Source organism: Burkholderia sp. BCC1972, from assembly GCF_905339605.1.
In the GTDB taxonomy this organism is placed as follows: domain Bacteria; phylum Pseudomonadota; class Gammaproteobacteria; order Burkholderiales; family Burkholderiaceae; genus Burkholderia.
The window spans coordinates 391,679-411,290 of sequence record NZ_CAJPGH010000003.1 but is presented as its reverse complement, the minus strand read 5'-3'; the positions used below and the strand labels follow the sequence as shown (position 1 = coordinate 411,290).

The 19,612-nt window shown below is 67.2% G+C and carries 19 protein-coding genes; 10 read left to right on the top strand and 9 right to left on the bottom strand.

The window, feature by feature from the left end; genetic code table 11:
- Positions 1-116: 116 nt before the first annotated feature.
- Positions 117-1,199 carry an AraC family transcriptional regulator gene (locus U5798_RS07515; protein ID WP_322081677.1) on the bottom strand — a complete coding sequence of 361 codons (1,083 nt, stop codon included), beginning with the start codon at positions 1,197-1,199 and terminating at the stop codon, positions 117-119.
- 75 nt (positions 1,200-1,274) lie between these two features.
- On the opposite strand from U5798_RS07515, the gene U5798_RS07510 reads away from it, so the two are divergent.
- Positions 1,275-3,308 carry an NADPH-dependent 2,4-dienoyl-CoA reductase gene (locus U5798_RS07510; RefSeq protein ID WP_322081676.1) on the top strand — a complete coding sequence of 678 codons (2,034 nt, stop codon included), beginning with the start codon at positions 1,275-1,277 and terminating at the stop codon, positions 3,306-3,308.
- 184 nt (positions 3,309-3,492) lie between these two features.
- Here U5798_RS07510 and U5798_RS07505 read toward each other — a convergent pair whose 3' ends face one another.
- Together U5798_RS07505 and U5798_RS07500 are read right to left on the bottom strand one after the other, a co-directional pair.
- Complete coding sequence (locus tag U5798_RS07505; RefSeq protein WP_124446315.1) at positions 3,493-3,897, bottom strand: DUF2471 family protein; 405 nt, start codon at positions 3,895-3,897, stop codon at positions 3,493-3,495.
- Between the two features lie 137 nt (positions 3,898-4,034).
- On the bottom strand, positions 4,035-4,928 hold the full coding sequence (locus U5798_RS07500; protein WP_124446317.1) for a LysR family transcriptional regulator: 894 nt from the start codon (positions 4,926-4,928) through the stop codon (positions 4,035-4,037).
- 86 nt (positions 4,929-5,014) lie between these two features.
- On the opposite strand from U5798_RS07500, the gene U5798_RS07495 reads away from it, so the two are divergent.
- Positions 5,015-5,794 carry an NAD(P)H-dependent oxidoreductase gene (locus U5798_RS07495; protein WP_124446319.1) on the top strand — a complete coding sequence of 260 codons (780 nt, stop codon included), beginning with the start codon at positions 5,015-5,017 and terminating at the stop codon, positions 5,792-5,794.
- A gap of 140 nt (positions 5,795-5,934) precedes the next feature.
- Here U5798_RS07495 and catC read toward each other — a convergent pair whose 3' ends face one another.
- From catC to U5798_RS07480, 3 genes are read right to left on the bottom strand one after another with little or no spacing between them, the layout of a single operon-like run.
- Entirely contained in the window at positions 5,935-6,225 is a 291-nt protein-coding gene (catC, locus tag U5798_RS07490) for a muconolactone Delta-isomerase (RefSeq protein WP_057924112.1), read from the bottom strand.
- Positions 6,226-6,268: 43 nt separating this feature from the next.
- Complete coding sequence (catA, locus tag U5798_RS07485; RefSeq protein WP_124446321.1) at positions 6,269-7,171, bottom strand: catechol 1,2-dioxygenase; 903 nt, start codon at positions 7,169-7,171, stop codon at positions 6,269-6,271.
- Positions 7,172-7,203: 32 nt separating this feature from the next.
- Positions 7,204-8,337 (bottom strand): muconate/chloromuconate family cycloisomerase, encoded by a 1,134-nt coding sequence (locus tag U5798_RS07480; protein WP_124446323.1) that lies wholly within the window; start codon positions 8,335-8,337, stop codon positions 7,204-7,206.
- Between the two features lie 91 nt (positions 8,338-8,428).
- Between U5798_RS07480 and U5798_RS07475 the strand changes: the two genes are divergently transcribed.
- On the top strand, positions 8,429-9,319 hold the full coding sequence (locus tag U5798_RS07475) for a LysR family transcriptional regulator (RefSeq protein WP_124446324.1): 891 nt from the start codon (positions 8,429-8,431) through the stop codon (positions 9,317-9,319).
- Positions 9,320-9,424: 105 nt separating this feature from the next.
- Here the strand turns inward: U5798_RS07475 and andR are convergent, their stop codons facing one another.
- On the bottom strand, positions 9,425-10,390 hold the full coding sequence (gene andR, locus U5798_RS07470; RefSeq protein ID WP_124446326.1) for an anthranilate 1,2-dioxygenase regulatory protein AndR: 966 nt from the start codon (positions 10,388-10,390) through the stop codon (positions 9,425-9,427).
- Positions 10,391-10,603: 213 nt separating this feature from the next.
- On the opposite strand from andR, the gene andAc reads away from it, so the two are divergent.
- From andAc to U5798_RS07445, 5 genes are all read left to right on the top strand, one after another.
- Positions 10,604-11,875, top strand: coding sequence for an anthranilate 1,2-dioxygenase large subunit AndAc (gene andAc, locus U5798_RS07465; protein WP_322081675.1), 1,272 nt, complete (start codon positions 10,604-10,606; stop codon positions 11,873-11,875).
- A 14-nt stretch (positions 11,876-11,889) separates the two neighbouring features.
- Positions 11,890-12,366 carry an anthranilate 1,2-dioxygenase small subunit AndAd gene (gene andAd / locus U5798_RS07460; RefSeq protein WP_322081674.1) on the top strand — a complete coding sequence of 159 codons (477 nt, stop codon included), beginning with the start codon at positions 11,890-11,892 and terminating at the stop codon, positions 12,364-12,366.
- Positions 12,367-12,382: 16 nt separating this feature from the next.
- Positions 12,383-12,709: an anthranilate 1,2-dioxygenase ferredoxin subunit AndAb gene (andAb, locus tag U5798_RS07455; protein WP_059237394.1), complete on the top strand. Its 327-nt coding sequence runs from the start codon at positions 12,383-12,385 to the stop codon at positions 12,707-12,709.
- Positions 12,699-13,919, top strand: coding sequence for an anthranilate 1,2-dioxygenase system ferredoxin--NAD(+) reductase (gene andAa, locus U5798_RS07450; RefSeq protein WP_322081673.1), 1,221 nt, complete (start codon positions 12,699-12,701; stop codon positions 13,917-13,919). The genes andAb and andAa overlap by 11 nt, the downstream gene beginning before the upstream one ends.
- 108 nt (positions 13,920-14,027) lie before the next feature.
- Positions 14,028-15,314: a DUF445 domain-containing protein gene (locus tag U5798_RS07445; protein WP_322081672.1), complete on the top strand. Its 1,287-nt coding sequence runs from the start codon at positions 14,028-14,030 to the stop codon at positions 15,312-15,314.
- Positions 15,315-15,362: 48 nt separating this feature from the next.
- On the opposite strand, the gene U5798_RS07440 is transcribed toward U5798_RS07445, so the two are convergent.
- Positions 15,363-15,662, bottom strand: coding sequence for an addiction module antidote protein (locus U5798_RS07440; RefSeq protein WP_124446336.1), 300 nt, complete (start codon positions 15,660-15,662; stop codon positions 15,363-15,365).
- A 3-nt stretch (positions 15,663-15,665) separates the two neighbouring features.
- A complete protein-coding gene (locus U5798_RS07435) occupies positions 15,666-15,983 on the bottom strand; it encodes a type II toxin-antitoxin system RelE/ParE family toxin (protein ID WP_322081695.1) in 318 nt (105 codons plus the stop codon).
- A gap of 367 nt (positions 15,984-16,350) precedes the next feature.
- Between U5798_RS07435 and U5798_RS07430 the strand changes: the two genes are divergently transcribed.
- Complete coding sequence (locus U5798_RS07430) at positions 16,351-17,991, top strand: acetolactate synthase large subunit (RefSeq protein WP_124446340.1); 1,641 nt, start codon at positions 16,351-16,353, stop codon at positions 17,989-17,991.
- 29 nt (positions 17,992-18,020) lie between these two features.
- Positions 18,021-19,454 carry an aldehyde dehydrogenase family protein gene (locus U5798_RS07425; protein ID WP_322081671.1) on the top strand — a complete coding sequence of 478 codons (1,434 nt, stop codon included), beginning with the start codon at positions 18,021-18,023 and terminating at the stop codon, positions 19,452-19,454.
- Positions 19,455-19,612 lie beyond the last annotated feature (158 nt).

Sequence of the window (19,612 nt, the reverse complement as noted above, 5' to 3'; positions counted from 1 at the left end):
TCAGGGTGGTGTGATTGGGCATGGGACGGGAGAGTAAGCCGGCCGGCGCCGCTTTGGCGTGGGATTGATCATACCGATTAAATCGCAGGTCGACACCACGTACCTGCTGCTGCGCGTCATTCGCGGGCCGGCCCCGCGGCCGCTTCCCGGAACGCGCTCGGCGTCTGCCCGGCCCAGCGCCGGAACGCGCGCGTGAAGTTCGCCGGGTCGGTGAATTGCAGACGTTCGGCGATGGTCTTCAGGTCGAGATCCGACGCCGCGAGCAACTGCTTCGCGTCGCGAAACCGCGCTTCGTCGAGCAGCTGCCGATAGCTCGACCCGGCTTCTTCCAGCCGGCGCCGCAGCGTGCGCGTCGATACGAGCAATGCATCGGCGAGCGTGTCCGGCCCCGGGTAATCGCCGGCGGCGCGCGCCAGCTCCGCACGCACGCGCTCGACCAGATCGCCTTCCTCCTGCCGCACCTGCGCATATTCGCGTTCGACCTGCACCAGCGCCTGCCGGTGCGCGACTTCGTCGGCGAGCGGCAGCGGCCAGTCGAGCACGTCGTGCGCGATCCACAGCGCGTTGGCCGCGCAGCCGAATTCCACCGGCGGCAACTGCTCGCGATAGCGCGCGAAATACACGGGCTCCGGCCACGCGAACTGCAGCCTGATCGGCGGCGACGTGCGCCCGGCCCATTGCGAGATGTTCTGCGCGAGCCCCGTCAGCACGAATTCGAACATCACGTGATGCTGCAGCACGGGGCTGGCCTGCACGCCATGCAGTTCGAGCGTCGCACCGTGTTCGTCTTCCGCATAGGTCAGCCGGTACTGGCGGTTGCGCATCCGGAAGTAGCGCTGCGTGACGGACAGCGCTTCGCGGATGTCCCGCGCGGTCAGCGTCGCGTAGCCGAGAAAGCCGTGCACGGTCGGTTTCAGCAGCAGCCCGAACGCGAGCCCGATGCCCGGATCGCCGCCGATCTCGATCGCATTGAGCACGAGCCGCCCCCATTGCGACGGCGCGACGCGCGCGTCCGGTTCGGCCAGCACCGCATCGCGCAGGCCCGTGCCGGCGCGCACGGCGGCCAGGTCGACGCCGCGCGCGGCCAGCGCCTGCAGCAGCAGGCGCGTATAGGCAACCGGAATCGTCGGCCGGCGCAGCCCGAGGCGGTCCTTGGCGAGGGGGGAGGTCATATCGTCTTGGCCGGAAATGACAAGCATTATGGCTGTTTGCCCCCTCACGCTCAAGGCGGCGCGCGCCTACGATGGCAGGCATCGCTTATGGGCTCGACCATCATGACAACCGCCTTTCCCCACCTGCTCGCGCCGCTCGATCTCGGCTTCACCACGCTGAAGAACCGCGTGCTGATGGGCTCGATGCACACGGGCCTCGAAGACAGCCGCAAGACGCTGCCGCGCCTCGCCGAATATTTCGCCGAACGTGCGCGCGGCGGCGTCGGCCTGATCGTGACGGGCGGCTTCGCGCCGAACGTGGCCGGCTGGACCAAGCCGTTCGGCGGCACGCTGATGACGTCGGCGGCGGCGCGCCGGCATCGCGAGATCACGGAGGCCGTGCACGCGGAGGACGGCAAGATCGCGCTGCAGATCCTGCATACGGGCCGCTACGGCTACCACCCGTTCGCGGTCGCGCCGTCGAAGATCAAGTCGCCGATCTCGCCGTTCGCACCGCACGAGCTGAGCGCACGCGGCGTCGAGCGGCAGATCCGCGCGTTCGTGCGCTGCGCGAAGCTCGCACGCGAAGCCGGCTACGACGGCGTCGAGATCATGGGCTCCGAGGGCTACCTGATCAACCAGTTCATCTCGATGCATACGAACAAGCGCACCGACCAGTGGGGCGGTTCGTACGAGAACCGCATCCGCCTGCCGATCGAGATCATCGAGCGCACGCGCGAAGCGGTCGGCCGCGATTTCATCCTGATCTACCGGCTGTCGATGCTCGACCTGATTCCGGACGGCAGCGACTGGAGCGAAACCGTGCAGCTCGCGAAGGCCGTCGAGCGCGCGGGTGCGACGATCATCAACACGGGGATCGGCTGGCACGAGGCGCGCGTGCCGACGATCGCGACGTCGGTGCCGCGCGGCGCGTTCGCGTGGGTGACGAAGAAGATGAAGGGCGAGGTCGGCATTCCGCTCGTGACGACCAACCGGATCAACCGGCCGGAAGTGGCCGAGCAGATTCTCGCGGACGGCTGCGCGGACATGGTGTCGATGGCGCGGCCGCTGCTCGCCGACGCCGAATTCGTCGTGAAGGCCGCGCAGGGCCGCGCCGACGAGATCAACACCTGCATCGGCTGCAACCAGGCGTGCCTCGATCACGCGTTCAAGAACCGAATCGCGTCGTGCCTGCTGAATCCGCGCGCGTGCCACGAGACGGAGCTGAAATACACGCCCGCGCAGCAGCCGAAGCGCATCGCGGTGGTCGGCGCGGGACCGGCCGGGCTTTCGTGCTCGACCGTGCTCGCGCAGCGCGGCCATCACGTCGACCTGTTCGACGGCGCAGCCGAGATCGGCGGCCAGTTCAACATGGCGAAGCAGGTGCCGGGCAAGGAAGAGTTTCATGAAGCGCTGAGCTACTTCGGCCGCCAGGTCGAGCTGACCGGCGTGAAGCTGCACCTGAACCGCCGCGTCGACGCGAGCGACCTGATCGCGGGCGGCTACGACGAGATCGTGCTCGCAACCGGCGTCGCACCGCGCGACCCGAAGATTCCGGGGCAGGACGGGCCGAACGTGCTCAGCTATATCGACGTGCTCGCGGGCAAGCAGCCGGTCGGCCGGCGCGTCGCGGTGGTCGGCGCGGGCGGGATCGGCTTCGATGTCGCCGAATATCTGGTGCAGGACGGCGAGTCGCCGGCACTCGACCTGGACGAATGGAAAGCCGAGTGGGGCGTGACCGACCCGGCCGCGACGCGCGGCGGCGTGACGCGTGCGCAGGTGTCGGCACCGGCGCGCGAAGTGACGCTGCTGCAGCGCAAGCCAGCGCCGCTCGGCAAGGGGCTCGGCAAGACGACCGGCTGGATTCACCGCGCGACGCTGAAGATGAAGCAGGTGAAGATGATCGGCGGCGTGAACTACGAGCGAATCGATGCGCGCGGGCTGCATGTGTCGTACGGCGAACAGCGCACCGATCACGAGGTGATCGAAGCCGATACGATCGTGCTCTGCACGGGGCAGGAGCCGCAGCGCGCGTTGCTTGCGCCGCTGCAGGCGGCCGGGCGCTCGGTGCACCTGATCGGCGGCGCGGAACTGGCGGCCGAACTCGATGCGAAGCGCGCGATCGATCAGGGCGCGCGGCTGGCGGCGCGGCTGTAACGGGCGGTCATTGCGAGGGTCGCTCGGACGGTAGTCGCGTGGTGATGACCGGCTTGAGCGACGGTTCGCGGCTCGCCGCCGGATGCGCCGATTCACGCGTGCCGGACTGCAGCGGTTCGCAGCGCCACCGCGCAACGTGGCGGCGCGAACCTCGCACATCGCGACCGCGTTCGACCGGCGCGGCTCAGGCCGCTTCGGCCCGCTCTTCCTCTTCCGCCTCGAGCATCGCCTTGACGATCAGGTAGACGGCCGGCAGGTCGTCGTCGTCGCGGCGCCAGTCGACCGGTTCCTCGACGTCCGCGGCGACCAGCCTGCTGTCGCGCAGCCGGATGAACGCGTCGACGACGGTCGGATCGTTGCGGTTCAGGAAACCGGCGTTCGAGAACGCCAGCTCTTCGACGTTCAGCAACGCCTGCCAGCTCATCGTGCGGACGGCCGCCGGATGGGTGCGGCGGCGCAGGCCCAGCGCCCGCTGCGCGGGGCCGCCGACGACACGCTGCAGATCGACGACCGCCCGCTGCGCGGCGCGCTCGAAGTGGACGGGATTGAAGCCGGGTTGCTCGGGATCGAATGCGGATGACTGGAACATGGTCGCCTCACTAAAGACCGTCTCGGGATGACGGAATTCGGGTCAAATGACGCAGAAACACTGTAAATATATACAGTGATTGGCGGACTTTCAAGCCCCCGATGACAGTAAATGTCAGCCGCGTCGCGACCGGCGTGTCAGACCGCCGCCGCGATCGTCTCCCGCAGCCACCGATGCGCCGGATCGCGATGCACGCGCTCGTGCCACAGCATGGACATTTCATAGCCGGGCACCTCGACCGGTGCGTCCACCACGCGCAGCGCGGGCACGTCGCGCACCAGCCGCTCGGGCAGCATCGCGACGAGATCGGTGCTCGCGACGGCCGACATCACGAACAGGAAGTGCGGTACCGACAGCACGACACGCCGCGCGGCACCGACCTTCGCGAGCACTTCGTCCGTCACGCCGAAGAAGCCGCCGCCGTCGGGCGACACGATCACGTGCTCGAGCGTGCCGAATTGCGCGAGCGTGGGGCGCCGCTTCAGCTTCGGGTGACCGGCGCGGCCGATCAGCACGTAGCGCTCGATGAACAGCGGCAGGCGCCGCATGCCCGGTGGCGACCCTTCGGTCGTATGAAAGGCCAGGTCGATGCCATTTCGTTCGGCATCCTGCTCGATGCGCGGCGGCACGAGTTCGACGACGGCCAGCCGCGTGCCAGGCGCGGTCGAACGCAGCGTGCGCAGCGCGGGCAGCACGATCGTCGATTCGCCGTAGTCGGTCGCGGCCACGCGCCACGTGTTCGTCGCGGTGGCGGGATCGAACTGCGTGGCCGGAACCACCGCGCGCTCGACGGCTTCGAGCGCATCGCGCAACGGCTCGCGCAGCGCTTCCGCGCGCGCGGTCGGCCGCATTCCGCGCGGCCCGGGCAGCAGCAGCGGATCGCCGAACACGTCACGCAGTTTCTGCAGCTGCACGCTGACCGACGGCTGCGACATGTTCAGCTTCTCGGCCGCGCGCGTGACGTTGTGCTCGGCGAGCAGCACGTCCAGCGTGACGAGCAGGTTCAGATCGAGCCTTCTGAGATTATTCATGGCTATACCTGGAATATCAGGAATTCATTTCAAATATACCTTCGGAGGCCGCATCCTGCAGTCATTCAATCCACGGAGTGACGAAGATGAATGTGCTGATCGTGTATGCCCATCCCGAACCGCGTTCGCTGAACGGCGCGCTGCGCGATTTCGCCATCGCGCATCTCGAAGCGGCCGGCCACACGGTGCAGGTGAGCGACCTGTATGCGATGAACTGGAAGGCGGTGCTCGATGAGAACGACGTGACCGATCGCGCGCCCGACGCGCGGTTCGATCCGTCGCTCGATTCGAAGCGCGCGTTCGCGGCGGGTACGCAAAGCGAAGACATCGCGCGCGAGCAGGACAAGCTGAAGTGGGCCGACGCGGTGATCCTGCAGTTCCCGCTGTGGTGGTTCTCGATGCCCGCGATCATGAAGGGCTGGTTCGAGCGCGTATATGCGTACGGCTTTGCGTACGGCGTCGGCGAGCATTCCGATACGCACTGGGGCGACCGCTACGGCGAAGGGATGCTGGCCGGCAAGCGGGCGATGATCGTCGTCACGACGGGCGGGTGGGAGCCGCACTACAGCCTGCGCGGCATCAACGGGCCGATCGACGACTTGCTGTTCCCGATCCAGCACGGCGTGCTGTATTACCCGGGGTTCGACGTGCTGCCGCCGTTCGTGATCTACCGGACGGGCAAGATGAACGGCGCGCGCTTCGACGAAACACGCGCGGCGCTCGGCCGGCGGCTCGACGATCTGTGGACCACGCCGCCGATTCCGTTCCGCCGGCAGAACACGGGTGACTACGAGATTCCGGCGCTGACGCTGAAGGACGAGATCGCGCCGGGGAAGGTGGGGTTTGCGGCGCATCTGGCCGCATGACGGTTGCCGTGTACGCCGATGCGCGGCGACACGGATGACCGTCGCCGAATGCAAAGCGGCACGGGCGGCCTGCGAGACATCGCCGGCCGCCCGTGTCGTGCTGTTCGCGGCCGCTGGTCACGGCCGCGCTTCATCGTTGCTCAGCGATCGTCTTCCCGCACCGACGACGGATGCCGGCACAGCGCCCGCACCTCCATCTCCATGTACGGAAACAGCGGCAGCTGGCTCAGCAGGTCATGCAGTTGCTGCACGCTCTCGACGTCGAAGATGCTGACGTTCGCATACTGCCCGGCGATTCGCCACAGATGGCGCCAGACGCCTTCGTTCATCAGTCGCTGGCACATCGCCTTTTCTTCCGCCTTCAGCGTGGCTGCCTTGACCGGATCCATGTCCGCCGGCAGGCGAACGGTCATTTCCACATGAAACAGCATCCTGCACTCCTTGAGTTGTCGAGTCGTCGAACGGGAAGGGCGCTCAGGCCTGTGCGCGTGCCCGCTCGACTTCGCTGCCCGGCACGTCCTGCTTTTCCTTGATCAGCGAGAAATCGAAGTCGATCAGCGCGAACTGCCCGTCGACGCCATACGGCTTGCCTTCCGCGCCTTCCGCTTGCTTGACCGGCGGGATCAGCCCGTCGCGCGTCGCGAACGCGAAGTCGTCCCACAGATGCGGATCGCCGTCGATGTTGATCTGCGTCGTCAGCTTACGATAACCGTCCGCCGAAACGAAGAAGTGAATGTGCGCCGGACGATGGCCGTGGCGGCCGAGCTGGTCGAGCAGTTGCTCGGTCTTGCTGCCCGGCGGCACGCTGTAGCCGACCGGCAGCACGCTGCGGAAGCTGTAGCGGCCGTCGGCATCGGTGCGGATCGAGCGGCGCAGGTTGAACGCGGGCTGCGATTGGTCGAAATACGAATAGTTGCCCAGATGGTTCGCATGCCATACCTCGACGAGCGCGTTCGCGAGCGGCGCGCCGTCATGGCCGAGCACCCGGCCGCGCATGACCAGCGTCTGGCCCGGATCGGTGCCGTCGTCGAGACGCGCATGGCCGACCGATTCCGGCGCACCGGCCACGTACAGCGGCCCTTCGATCGTGCGCGGCGTGCCGCCCTGGATGCCGGCCTTCTCCTCGGCTTCGTCCATCCGCACGTCGAGGAAGCGCTCGAGGCCGAGGCCCGCGGCGATCAGCCCGAATTCGCGGCCGGCTTCGTTCAGGTAGTTCAGCGCGGTCCAGAACTCGCTCGGCTGCACGTCGAAGTCCTCGATCGTGTAGCAGATGTCCTTCACGATCCGGTTGACGATCGCGCGCACGCGCGGGTTGCCGGGTTTCTCCGCGGCGTCGTCGAAGGTCTTCAGCAGTGCGTCGATGGCTTGCTTGTTCATCTGTGTCTCCGGTTTCGGTTGTCGTGTGGGGATCAGCGGGCGTCGCGTCGCATCCGTTCGATGCGGGCCCAGTCGAAGGTGATGCCGAGGCCGGGCGTCGCCGGCAGATGCAGCTTGAAATCCTGGTAGCGCAGCGGCTCGACGAGGATTTCCTCGGTGAGCAGCAGCGGGCCGAACAGCTCGGTGCCCCATTTCAGCGAGTCGAACGTGCTGAACAGTTGCGCGGACGCCATCGTGCCGGCCGCGCCTTCGAGCATCGTGCCGCCGTACAGTTCGATGCCGGCCGCCGCCGCGATCGACGCGACGCTCGCCGCGCCCTGCAGGCCGCCCGACTGCGCGATCTTCACCGCGAACACGTCGGCCGCGCGGTCCTGCGCGAGCGCGAACGCATCGACGGGGCCGTGCAGCGCCTCGTCGGCCATGATCGGCACCTGCGCGAGCTGCGTGAGTCGCTTCAGCCCCGCGCGGTTGGTCGCGGCGATCGGCTGCTCGACGAGGCTCACGCCGGCTTCCGCGAACCGCGCACCGGCCCAGATCGCGTCGGTTTCGCTCCACGCCTGGTTCACGTCGACGCGCACGTCGCCGCGCTCGCCGAGCGCGCGCTTGATCGCGACCACGTGGGCTACATCGTCGGCGACCGCGTTCGAGCCGATCTTCAGCTTGAACGCGCGGTGGCGGCGCGCGTCGAGCATCGCTTCGGCTTCTGCGATGTCGCGCTGCGTGTCGCCGCTCGCGAGCGTCCACGCGACATCGACCGCATCGGTCCGGCGGCCGCCGAACAGTTCCGACAGCGGCACGCCCAGGCGCTGCGCCTGCGCGTCGAACAGCGCGGTTTCGAGCGCGCACTTCGCGAAACGGTTGCCCTGGAACAGCTTGCGCGCACGCGCCAGCGCGGCACCCGGACGCGTCGCGTCCATGCCTTGCAGCAGCGGCGCGAAGTAGGTGTCGATGTTGACCTTGATGCTTTCGGGGCTCTCCTCGCCATAGGCGAGGCCGCCGATGGTCGTCGCCTCGCCGACGCCTTCGATACCGTCCGTGCATCGAACACGAACCAGCACGAGGGTCTGGCAGTTCATCGTCGCGACCGACAATTTGTGGGGCCGGATCGTCGGAACGTCGACGAGCAGCGTGTCGATGCGTTCAATGGTGGCGGCAGTTGCTATCATGCGATTCCTCCTGTTGGTGCACATGGTAGGAATTCCCGCCCCGCGTCGTCCAACACTCTTTTCGACTACTTCCATACCTTTGAGGCATGAAATGGAATTGCGTCAGCTCCGCTACTTCATCGCCGTCGCCGAGGAAATGAACATCACGCGGGCGGCGGAGCGGCTGCACATGACGCAGCCGCCGTTGAGCCGCCAGCTTCAGGCGATCGAGGACGAGATCGGGTTGCCGCTGTTCGAGCGCGGCGCGCGGCCGCTGAAACTGACGGATGCGGGGCGCGTGTTCTATGCGCAGGCGAAGCGCCTCGTCGACCAGGCCGACGAGCTCGGCCCGCTGACGCGGCGGCTCGCGCAGCTGTCGGAGCGGATCGTGATCGGCTTCGTGCCGTCGACGCTGTACGGCGCGCTGCCGGACGTGATCCGCGCGTTTCGCGAGGCGCAGCCGGACGTCGAGCTGTCGCTGATCGAAATGTTCACGCTCGAGCAGCTCGGCGCGCTGAAGGGCGGACGGATCGACGTGGGGTTCGGCCGCCTGCGTTTCGACGACGACCAGCTGGTGCGCGAGGCGCTGATCGAGGAAAAGCTGATCGCGGCGCTGCCGGTCGGGCATCCGCTCGCCGATCCGGACCGGCCGCTGACGCTCGCGGATCTCGCGAACGAGACGATGATCGTCTACCCGAGCACGCCGCGGCCAAGCTTCGCCGATCAGCAGCTGTCCGCGCTGCGCGACGGCGCGGTCGTGCCGGCGGCCGTTCACGAGGTGCGCGAGCTGCAGACGGCGCTCGGGCTCGTCGCCGCGCAGGTGGGCGTGTCGCTGGTGCCGGAGAGCGTGGAGGGCGTGCGCGTGCGGGGCGTCGTCTACCGGCGGCTGCCGGAGCCGGCCGCGACGTCGCCGATCATCATGAGCCGCCGGCTGCACGGCGAAAGCGCGGCCACGGCGGCGTTCTGCGCGATTGCGCGGGAGATGATCGTACCGGCAGCCTGAATTGCAACTAACGGCCTGTTTCGGCGTGCACCGCCGAATTCGGAAAGGATGGTGCGACTAGATGGCCTTCCGGCTTCTGCCGCAGCCGGCTGGCAAGCCTGACGGTCAAGGCTGGCGCTGCGCGTCGAGCGTCTCCGACGGCGATTCACCGAATTTCTCCCGATACGCGATCGCGAACCGCCCGAGGTGCGTAAACCCGCAATCGAGCGCGACATCGGCGATCCGGCGGTCGGACGCCGCGCCGCGCAGCAGTTCGCGCGCATGGTCGAGCCGCGTCGCGCGCAGGTATTGCATCGGGCTCATCCCGCGGAACTGCAGGAACGCGTCGCGCAGCGTGCGTTCGGGCACGTTGGCGGCCTGGACGATATCGGCGAGCTGCAGCGGTTGCGCGTAGCACGCGTTCACGAACTCCTGCGCGCGCCGGACGAAGCCCGGCGCCGGGTCGCGGTGCGACGCGTGCGGCACGGACGGCGGATGGCCTTCGATCAGCAGGTCGATCAGCAGATGCTCGAGCTGCGACGCGACACGCGGGTTCGCGTTCGCGCGTTCGAGCAGCTCGGGCGACCGCGCGACGAGCATCAGCTGCTGGCGCCACGCGGAAAGCGCGGCGTCGCTGACATGCAGCACGGGGTCGAGCATCGCGCGCGGGTCGCCGGTCAGCGAACCGACGGTCGCCGCGTCGATGCGCAGCACGAATTGCTCGCAATCGGCCGACAGCACCGCATCGAAGCGCTCGCCGGGCGCGCACAGCACGCCGGTCTGGCCGTCGACGCCGAGTTGGCGCCCCATCGCGCGCACCTCGGCCTGGCCGGACAGGCAGAACATCAGCAGGTAATAGCCGTCGACCGCGTCGACCTGCACGCGCATCGCGTCGCCGAACGCGATCGTGCCGATCCCGAGCCCGCCCAGCTTGACGAAATCCATGTGCGACGCGCCGTGCACGCGGCCGTTCGGCAGCAGCGCATGCGGCTGCATCACGCGCGAGATGCGCTCGCGCGTCTCGTCGAGATCGCGGGATTCGAACAGCCGGTGCGCACGCAGCGCGAGCGGCTCGAACGACGTTGGGGACATGGGCCTCAGCCTTGGTATGGGCGACGTGCGCTTCGATCCGACGAATGGGTCGCGATCGTGCGCCGGGTCGCGTGTGCCGTCATGCTAGCGCAGAAATCCGCCGAAAGTGGATATTGCGCCGCCGCAATCGCACTTTCCGGATAGACGGCGAATATTAGCTTTTCAAAAATCGGCTCCATGCATTCAACGCAACGGATCGACAAGGAGTCCGACATGGAGCAGACAGAATCGCCCGTCGTTTTCGCCGCGCGCGGCGACACATCCGACGTGACCTTTCCGCACGACGACGGTTCGCGCGTGCCGTACAAGGTGTTCAGCTCGCGTGCGGTCTACGATCGCGAGCAGGAGCGCATCTTCCGCGGGCCGACGTGGAACTTCGTCGCGCTCGAAGCCGAAATCCCGAAGGCCGGCGACTTCAAGAGCACGTTCGTCGGCGACACGCCGGTGGTCGTCACGCGCACCGAGGACGGCACGCTCTCCGCGTGGGTGAACCGCTGCGCGCACCGCGGCGCGCAGGTATGCCGCAAGTCGCGCGGCAACGCGAGCTCGCATACGTGCGTGTATCACCAGTGGAGCTTCGACAACTCGGGCAACCTGCTCGGCGTGCCGTTCCGGCGCGGCCAGAAGGGGATGACCGGGATGCCGGCCGACTTCGACCCGAAGCAGCACGGGCTGCGCAAGCTGCGCGTGGACAGCTATCGCGGGCTCGTGTTCGCGACCTTCAGCGACGAGGTCGCGCCGCTGCCCGAGTATCTCGGCGAGCAGATGCGCCCGTGGATCGACCGCATTTTCCACAAGCCGATCGAGTATCTCGGCTGCACGCGCCAGTATTCGAAGTCGAACTGGAAGCTGTACATGGAGAACGTGAAGGACCCGTATCACGCGAGCATGCTGCACCTGTTCCACACGACCTTCAACATCTTCCGCGTGGGGATGAAGGCACGCTCGATTCCGGATGCGAACCACGGCCTGCACAGCATCATCACGGTGACGAAGACGAACGACGACACGTCGGCCGCGTACAAGCAGCAGAACATCCGTTCGTTCGACGAGGGCTTCCACCTCGAGGACGAATCGATCCTCGATCTCGTGTCGGAATACGACGAGGACTGCACGAACCATATCCAGCCGATCTTCCCGCAGCTCGTGATCCAGCAGATCCACAACACGCTGGTCGCGCGCCAGATCCTGCCGAAGGGCCCCGACAACTTCGAGCTGATCTTCCACTTCTTCGGCTACGCGGACGACACGCCCGAGCTGCGCGCGCTGCGCATCAAGCAGGCGAACCTCGTCGGGCCGGCCGGCTACATCTCGATGGAAGACACGGAAGCGACCGAGCTCGTGCAGCGCGGCACGGTGCGCGATGCCGATGCGACGTCGGTGATCGAGATGTCGCGCGGCAATCCGGACCAGCAGGACACGGTGATCACCGAGAGCCTGATCCGCAAGTTCTGGGTCGGCTACCAGAAGCTGATGGGCTATTGAGGCGGGAGCGAAAAATGACGGAAGACATGAAGACGTGGTTCGAGATTTACATGCTCCAGAACCGCTACATCGGGCACCTCGACAACGACCGGCTCGAACACTGGCCGGAGATGTTCACCGAGGACTGCACGTACGAAATCGTGCCGAAGGAGAACGCCGATCTCGGGCTGCCGGTCGGGATCGTCCACTGCACGAACCAGCGGATGCTGCGCGACCGCGTGGTGTCGCTGCGGCACGCGAACATCTATGAAGAGCATACGTACCGGCACATGACGTCGGGCCTGACGATCGTCGCCGAACGCGACGGCGAGATCGACACCGAGAGCAACTACGTCGTCGTTCAGACGCGCAGCAACGGCGAGTCGAACGTGTACCAGGCCGGCAAATACTACGACACGGTCGTGCGCACGTCCGACGGGCTGCGCTACAAGACCAAGCGCGTGATTTACGACACGTCGCGCGTGCAGACGCTGCTCGCGACGCCGATCTGACAGCCAGGGAACCGACATGACCGAAGCAACGCTGGCCGAGTGGCATCCGCTCGGCGCTTTCGACGAATTCTCCGAAGACGAACCGGCGGCGCGCGTCGCCGGCCAGAAGCCGATCGCCATATTCCGGATCGGCGACGAACTGTTCGCGATGCACGACCTCTGCACGCACGGCCATGCACGGCTGTCCGAAGGCTATGTGGAAGACGGCTGCGTCGAATGCCCGCTGCACCAGGGGCTGATCGACATCCGCACCGGTGCACCGAAATGCGCACCGATCACCGAGCCGGTGCGGACCTATCCGATCCGGATCGTCGACGGGCAGGTGGAAGTCAATGTCGGCTGATCCGTTCGTGATCGTCGGCGCCGGCCACGCGGCGCGGCGCACGGCCGAAGCGCTGCGCGAACGCGATGCGGCGGCGCGCATCGTGATGATCGGCGCGGAGCGCGAGCTGCCGTACGACCGCCCCGCGCTGTCGAAGGATGCGTTGCTGACGGACGGCGGCGAGCAGCGCGCGTTCATCCGCGATGCGGCGTGGTACGACGCGCAGCGCATCGAACTGCGGCTCGGCACGCGCGTCGACGCGATCGAACGCGATGCGCAGCGCGTGCGGCTCGACGACGGCACGACGCTGCCCTACGCGCGGCTCGTGCTCGCGACGGGTTCGCGCGTGCGCACGTTCGGCGGGGTGATCGACGAAGGTGTCGTGCCGCACTACGTCCGCACGGTCGACGATGCGCGTGCGTTGCGTGCACGGCTTGCGCCGGGCCGCCGCGTGGCGTTGCTCGGCGGCGGTTTCATCGGGCTCGAGGTGGCGGCTGCCGCGCGCCAGCTCGGTTGCGACGTGACGGTGATCGATCCGGCGCCGCGCCTGTTGCAGCGTGCGTTGCCGGAAGTTGTCGGCACGTATGCGCGGCAGATGCACGACGCACGTGGTGTGGTCTTCCAGATGGCGACGCTGCCGCGTGCGATCCGTCGCGCATCGGGCGGCGGCGCGGTCGTCGAGACCGATCGCGGCGACGTCGAGGCCGATATCGTCGTGGTCGGCATCGGCGTGGTGCCCAACGTCGAGCTGGCGCAGGCGGCCGGGCTCGACGTCGACAATGGCATTCGTGTCGACGCGGGCTGCCGCACGGCCGACGCCGCGATCTTCGCGGCGGGCGAGGTGACGATGCACTTCAATCCGCTGCTCGGGCGTCACGTGCGGATCGAGTCGTGGCAGGTGGCGGAAAACCAGCCGGCCGTCGCGGCCGCGAACCTGCTCGGCGCCGCCGACACCTATGCCGAGCTGCCGTGGCTGTGGTCCGATCAATACGACTGCAACCTGCAGATGCTCGGGCTGTTCGGCAACGAACGCACGATCGTCGTGCGCGGCGATCCGGCGAGCGGGCCGTTCACGGTGTTCGGGCTCGGCGACGACGGCAGGATCGTCGCGGTGGCCGCGGCGAACCTCGGGCGCGATATCGGCGCATCGCGCCGGCTGATCGCGGCAGGGGCCGTACCCGATCCGGTGAAGCTGGCCGATCCGGCGGTGAATTTGAAGTCGTTCATGTAGCGGCGGGCTGCGCGGCGCGCATGCGCCGTGCGTGCGATGCCAGCCGCGCGTTTGTCGGCTGCGGCGAAATCGGGGATATTAGCGGCATCGCCGATCCGCCGGTCCTCCATGACGCCCGACAAAGCCCTCGAACTGAAACGCAGCAAGCGCCGCGCGCTGTGGCTGCTGCTGGCCGCCGTCGCGGTGTTCGTCACCACGATCCTGCTGCCGCGCGGCCCGTGGGTCGACGGCGTCAAGGCCGTGGCCGAAGCCGCGATGGTCGGCGCGCTCGCCGACTGGTTCGCGGTCGTCGCGCTGTTCCGCCGCGTGCCGATTCCGTTCGTGTCGCGCCATACCGAGATCATTCCGAAGAACAAGGACAAGATCGCCGACAACCTCGCGGTGTTCGTGCGCGAGAAATTCCTCGGCCCCGACGCGCTCGCCGCGCAGATCCGCCAGCACGATCCCGCGCAGAAGCTCGGCGCGTGGCTCGGCGAACCGGCGAACACCGACGCGCTCGGCAGCTACGTGACGAAGCTGATGAGCTTCGCGCTCGACATGACCGACGACGCGCGGATTCAATCGTTCGTGCACGACGCGTTCCGCGCGGTGATCGATCGGGTCGACCTGTCGCAGTCGGCCGGCGCGATCCTCGACACGCTGACGAAGGACGGCCGCCACCAGGCGCTGCTCGACGACGCGATCGAACAGGTGGTCGACGTGCTCGACAAGGAGGAGAACCGCGAGGTGATCGCGGGCTTCATCGTCGAATGGCTGAAGACGCAGTACCCGAAGGTCGAGAAGATCATGCCGACGCAGTGGTTCGGCGAGAACGGCGCGCGGATGCTCGCGAGCGCGGTGAGCCGCGTGCTCGAAGGCGTGGCGGCCGACCCCGAGCACGAACTGCGGCAGCGCTTCGACCGGACGGTCGCGCGGCTGACCGAGCGGCTGAAGCACGATCCGGCGTTCATCGAGAAGGGCGAGGAGATCAAGCGCTATATCCGCGACGGCGACGCGTTCAACGAGTATGCGCGCGACCTGTGGGACCAGTTGCGCGCGTGGCTGAAAGCCGATCTCGCGCGCGCCGATTCGACGCTGCACCGGCAGGCCGCGACGCTCGGCGGCTGGCTCGGCGCGCGGCTGTCGGAGAGCCCCGCGCTGCGGGCATCGCTGAACGAGCACGTGGAGAAGGCCGTGCACGAGATGGCGCCGGATTTCGCCGATTTCCTGATGCGGCACATTCGCGATACGGTGCGCAACTGGGATGCGCGCGAGATGTCGCGGCAGATCGAGCTGAACATCGGCAAGGATCTGCAATACATCCGCATCAACGGCACGCTGGTGGGCGGGCTGATCGGGCTCGGGTTGTACCTGGTGTCGCTGGTGCCGCGCTGGGCGGCCGGGTGGCTGCATTGACGCGGCCGGATGCACCGCGGGCCGCGTGCGGCACCGGCCGCGCACGCATCACGCGTGCGCTTTCGAGCCGTGCAGTTGCAGGCCGAGCGCCTTGATGACTTTCAGGATCGTGCCGAAGCTCGGGTTGCCGTCGTGCGACAGTGCCTTGTACAGCCCTTCGCGCGACAGGCCGGCATCGCGTGCGACCTGCGACATGCCGCGTGCGCGGGCGATCACGCCGAGTGCGTGCGCGATGAAGGCCGGATCGTCGCCGGCCTCCTGCAGGCAGGCCTCGAAGTAGTCGGCCATGTCGTCTTCGGTTTTCAGGTGTTCGGCCGAATCCCACGGCCGCGTGCTGATCTTGTCCATCGATCACTCCATGTCGAAGCGCGCGAGCATCGCATGCGCGGCGCGTATGTCGGCCTGTTGCGTCGATTTATCGCCGCCGCAGAGCAGGATGACCCAGATCGGCCCGCGCCGGACGTAGTAGACGCGGTAGCCGGGGCCATGGTCGATCCGCATTTCGACGACCGGCGAGCCGGCGGACTTCCAGTCGCCCGGATTGCCCATCGACAGGCGGTCGATGCGGGCCTGGATGCGGCGCTTCGCGACGCGATCCTGCAGGCCGGCAAACCAGGCGTCGAAGACGTCGGTGGTTCGGATGCTGAACGTAGGCGCACTGTAGGGCATCGATTGCAGTATGTCAACCATGGTTCACAGATGAGGTGGGCGGGTGGCAGGTCGATTCGTGGCTGCTACGGTAGGGCCGCCCGCTTCGTTTGTGTGCCGATTGGCCGTTCGGTCGAAGTCGAAATCCGTTGAATCCGTCTACAATCAAACACGTCCTTGCCGCTCGTGCGCGTTTGCCGCGCGCGGGCGGATCCGTTCGTTCTCCGGTGTTGCCGGGGGCGCCGCCGCGCATCGCAATCGCGTATTGCGCGGCGGGAAGTGCCGTGGTTTGTGTCCAGTAGGTAAGCGTCCGCGTGCCGTAGGCCGGCGCGCGTCATGAACGCCGCGTGTCCGTAGGCCGGGCCGGCGGCATAACCGAGAGTCCCCCATGAAAGCATCGGATCTGTTCGTGAAGGCGCTGGAAGCCGAAGGCGTCGAGTACGTGTTCGGTATTCCCGGCGAAGAAAACCTCGATCTGCTCGAATCGCTGCGGCGATCGAAGATCAAGCTCGTGCTGACCCGGCACGAGCAGGCGGCCGGGTTCATGGCCGCCACCTACGGCCGCCTGACGGGCCGCACCGGCGTGTGTCTCGCGACGCTCGGGCCCGGCGCGACGAACTTCGTCACGGCCGCCGCGTACGCGCAGCTCGGCGGCATGCCGATGCTGATGATCACCGGGCAGAAGCCCATCAAGTCCAGCAAGCAGGGCCACTTCCAGATCGTCGACGTGGTCGACATGATGCAGCCGCTCACGAAGTTCACGCGGCAGATCGTGTCGATCGGCAACATCCCGTCGGCCGTGCGCGAGGCGTTCCGGCGCGCGGAGGAGGAGCGCCCGGGCGCCGCGCACCTCGAGCTGCCGGAAGACATCGCGCACGAAGAGGGCGACGGCAAGCCGATCCCGCGCAGCTACAGCCGGCGGCCGGTGGCCGAGGAGAAGGCGGTCGCGCATGCGGTCGACGCGATCCAGGCCGCGCGCCATCCGCTGTTGATGATCGGCGCGGGCGGCAACCGCAAGACCACCTGCAAGATGCTGCTCGAATTCGTCGACAAGACGGGCATCCCGTTCTTCACGACGCAGATGGGCAAGGGCGTGATCGACGAGACGCATCCGCTGTGGCTCGGCAACGCGACGCTGTCCGACGGCGATTTCGTGCACCGCGCGATCGAGCATGCGGACTGCATCATCAACGTCGGCCACGACGTGATCGAGAAGCCGCCGTTCTTCATGCGCACCGATGACAAGACCGTGATCCACGTGAACTTCCTCGGCGCGCAGGTCGATCCCGTCTATTTCCCGCAGATCGAAGTCGTCGGCGACATCGCGAACGCGGTGTGGCAGATGAAGGAGGCCGTGTCGCCGCAGCCGCACTGGGATTTCGCGCGCTTCGCGATGATCAAGGAGCACTTCGACGCGCACCTGGAGAAGGGCCAGCACGACCCGCGTTTCCCGATGTATCCGGTGCGCATCGTCAACGACCTGTACAACGCGATGCCGGTCGACGGCATCGTCTGTCTCGACAACGGGATGTACAAGATCTGGTTCGCACGCTACTGGCGCGCGCACGAACCGAACTCGCTGCTGCTCGACAACGCGCTCGCGTCGATGGGCGCGGGCCTGCCGTCGGCGATCGCGACGAAGATCGTGCATCCGCAGCGCAAGGTGATCGCCGTGTGCGGCGACGGCGGCTTCATGATGAATTCGCAGGAGCTCGAAACGGCCGTGCGGCTGAAGCTCGACATCGTCGTGATGATCCTGCGCGACGACGCGTTCGGGATGATCCGCTGGAAGCAGGAGAACATGAATTTCCCCGATTACGCGATGACGCTGCAGAACCCCGATTTCGTCGCGTATGCGCAAAGCTACGGCGCGCACGGGCATCGCGTCGAATCGGCCGACGATCTGGAGCCGCTGCTGCGCGAGTGCTTCTCGTCGCCGGGCGTGCACGTGATCGACGTGCCGATCGATTATTCGGACAACGAGCGCGTGCTGAACCGCGAGATCAAGCGCCTGTCGGCACAGCTCTGAATTCCCCGTTCACAGGAAGGAGTCGTTCCATGTTGAAGGAAACCTATCCGTACTACCTCGCCAACGAAGCCGTCTACGCGAACACCGATCTGGAAGTGACGGACAAGTTCAGCGGCAAGGTCGCGACGCGCGTCGCGCTGGCCGATGCGAAGGCGATCGATGCGGCCATTGCCGCGGCGGTCGACGCCGCGAAGCCGATGCGCGAGCTGCCGGCCTTCAGGCGACAGGCCGTGCTCGACCATTGCGTCGCGCGCTTTCGCGAGCGCTTCGACGAGCTGGCCGAGGCGTTGTGCATCGAGGCCGGCAAGCCGATCAACGATTCGAAGGGCGAAGTCACGCGGTTGATCGATACGTTCCGCGTGGCGTCCGAGGAATCCGTGCGCATCGACGGCGAGATCATCAACCTCGAGATTTCCGCGCGTGCGCAGGGCTATACGGGCTACACGAAGCGCGTGCCGGTCGGCCCGTGCTCGTTCATCTCGCCGTTCAACTTCCCGCTGAACCTCGCCGCGCACAAGGTCGCGCCCGCGCTCGCGGCCGGCTGCCCGTTCGTGCTGAAGCCCGCGAGCCGCACGCCGATCGGTGCGCTGATCATCGGCGAGGTGCTCGCGGAAACCGATCTGCCGAAGGGCGCGTTCTCGGTGCTGCCCGCGCATCGCGACGGCGCCGATCTGTTCACGACCGACGAACGTTTCAAGCTGCTGTCGTTCACGGGTTCGCCGGCCGTCGGCTGGGCGCTGAAGGAGAAGGCCGGCAAGAAGAAAGTCGTGCTGGAACTCGGCGGCAACGCGGCCGCGATCGTCGATGCCGATCAGCGCGACCGGCTCGACTACGTGGTCGAGCGTCTCGCGTTCGGTGCGTACTACCAGTCGGGCCAGAGCTGTATCGGCGTGCAGCGGATCCTCGTGCATGCCGATATTTACGACGCGCTGCGCGAGAAGCTGATCGCGAAGACGCGCTCGCTGAAGATGGGCGATCCGAAGGATCCGTCGACGTTCGTCGGCCCGATGATCTCCGAATCGGAGTCGCGCCGGCTGTCGGGCTGGATGGACGCGGCCGTCGCGGCGGGTGCGAAGATCGTCGCGGGCGGCAAGGTCGACGGCGCGATGTTCGAGGCGACGCTGCTGGAAAACGTCGGGCACGAGCAGGACCTGTACCGGAAGGAGGCGTTCGGCCCCATCGCGATCCTCGAGAAGTTCGACCGCTTCGACGACGCGCTCGCACGCGTGAACGACAGCGACTTCGGGCTGCAGGCCGGCGTGTTCACCGATTCGCTCTCGCACGCGCAGCGCGCATGGGATGAACTGGATGTCGGCGGCGTCGTGATCAACGACGTGCCGTCGTTCCGCGTCGACAACATGCCGTACGGTGGCGTGAAGGATTCGGGTCTCGGTCGCGAAGGGGTCCGCTACGCGATCGAGGACATGACCGAACCGCGGCTGATGGTCGTGCGCCGACGGTAACGCGCAGGCACGCGGCGCGGGTCCGCGACGGCACGCAGGCAGGCGATCGGGCCGGCCTGCGTGCCGTTTTTCATTGCGGTGCGTGCATCGGGTCGGCATGGCGCGCGCACCCCGCCCGGCAGCCAGCCCGGCGCGCGCTCGACTGCGGGCCTCGCCTC